The 1,945-nt window shown below is 66.5% G+C and carries 3 protein-coding genes; all 3 read left to right on the plus strand.

What is annotated here, in order from left to right; translation table 11 throughout:
* Nucleotides 1–1,211 (plus strand): hypothetical protein (locus tag AC1DU6_RS29255; protein WP_477861470.1); only part of this gene is annotated, 1,211 nt, incomplete at its 5' end.
* Nucleotides 1,211–1,666, plus strand: a complete 456-nt coding sequence (locus AC1DU6_RS29260) for a hypothetical protein (RefSeq protein ID WP_477861472.1) — start codon at nucleotides 1,211–1,213, stop codon at nucleotides 1,664–1,666. The genes AC1DU6_RS29255 and AC1DU6_RS29260, both read left to right, overlap by 1 nt.
* A gap of 18 nt (nucleotides 1,667–1,684) precedes the next feature.
* The coding region (locus tag AC1DU6_RS29265) for a major capsid protein (RefSeq protein ID WP_477861474.1) at nucleotides 1,685–1,945 on the plus strand (261 nt) is incomplete at its 3' end.

Raw genomic sequence — 1,945 nt, forward strand, 5'->3', positions numbered from 1 at the left:
TCATGAATTCGGTGCTGTACCCGGCCGACCAGCTGGCCGCCGGCGCCGGGACGATGGAGGGGAAGCCCGCCCCGGCCGGCCACCCGAAGAACGCCGCCGGCCAGGCGATCAGCGCCTTGAACGGCGACGCCCTGCTGACCAGCTACATCGGCGCCATCTGCCGCAATGCCCGCCACACCGGCGGACGCACGCTGTCGGACATCGTCATCAATGAGGCGCAGGCCCGCGCGCACCCCGACGGCCTGAAGCTGGTCGAGCGCTTGGACGCCGCCATTGCCGGCACCAACGCCGACCCGATCCATGTCAGCACCGGCCTGTTCTTCGAACCCATCGCCACGAACGGCGAAGCAGGCGGCAAGAAGTACCAGACCATCGCGACGAACCTGCGCTACGACCACCTCGCCATCCTTCTCAACGAGCGCGGCGCGGGCACGCCAGAAGACGGCGTGGGCATGTTCCTGAACGAGGCCGGCCAGGAAGAACAGATCGAGGTTTTCACGGTCAACGTGGAGCCCGAGGACCAGCGCTCGAAAGGACTGCTTGCCAGCCTCAAGCGCCTGATCTGGAACGGCTCGACCGAACTGTCGTTCGACCAGATCAGCAGCGGCCTATATGCCCTGCTTCCCAAGGAAGCCTGGCTGCGCGAGGTCTATGACCGCTACGCCGTTTGGTCCGATGGCCTCGGCAAGACGTGGCGCCAGGACTACTCGGTCGGTTCTGACGGCTCCCTAGCATTTTCAGGAACCGCTGAAGAAGTGGTCCGAAAGATCGAGTACGTCCCCATCACCAACCGCCAAGAGGTCGATCAAGTGAAAGAAACCATCATCGCCGCGCTCAATGCAGCCGGTATCAGCGGCGTCGCGGCGATGACCGACGCGCAGTTGCTGGGCGCCTTCGAGGCGCTGAAGGCGAAGCCCCACGTCGCCGCGCTCAACGCGGCGAACGAGAAGCTGACCGCCGCCAACAGCAAGATCGCCGAGCACGAGGCCACGGCCCAGGCCGCGCAGAACGCCGAGCGCGACAAGCTGGCCACCGAGCTTGCCGTCAACAGTTCGCTCACCGCCGACGACTTCAASGCCATGCCCCTGGCCCGCCTGCAGGAGCTGAAGGCCAAGGCCGCTCCGGTCGTGGTCGGCAACGGCGGCGAGACCAAGCCCGGCGACGAGTTCAAGGGCTACTCGCTCAACGCCCACATCGAGGAGAAGAAGTAATGGCATCGCGCGCCTATCGTGGTCCGGCGGACCGCAACCTCAAGACCATCAGCGACAAGACCGTCGCCGGTGCCTATCTCCCGTGCACGTTCGTCACCGAGAGCGCCACGGCGCTGACCGCGGCGACCGCCTTCGGCCCGAACCTGCGTCTGCTGATCGACCGCGACTACTACGCCGCCTCGGCTGCGTTCTTCACCGCCACCGATCCGCTGCTGACGGCCTACGCCTCGGGTGACAGCGGCATCGCTGCCGTGCTGGAGCCGGGCCAGACCTACCAGGTCGCCATGGCCGCAGCCACCTACACCTGGGGGCAGGAGGTTGTCGTCGCAGCCGCCGGCCGAGGTGCCGCAGCCGCGTCCGCTGGCGTCGTGATCGGCTTCACCCGGTTCTCCGGTGCGAAGTCGGCCGGCGATCTCGGGGACATCGAGATCTGCATGCCCTACGTCAAGCCGTAAGAACAGGAAGGCAACAACATGCTTCGCTTCACCGAAGATCAAGAACTGGCCATCAACGCGGCCCGCGCAGGCTTCAACACCACGCAGCTCGCGCTGGCCTCCCAAGCGGTGCTGGTCGGCAACGCCGCCGGCATCCCCATCGACGCATGGCGCCGCATCGATGCCCGCGCCACGCGCATCCAGCGCGACGTGCTGGCCGTGTTCAACCGCCTGGCTCAGGCCAGCAGCACGCCGGTTGGCATCGGCGACCTGGTCTCGTACTTCCCGAAGATCAGTGAC

Source organism: Roseateles sp. P5_B10 (genome assembly GCF_056400485.1).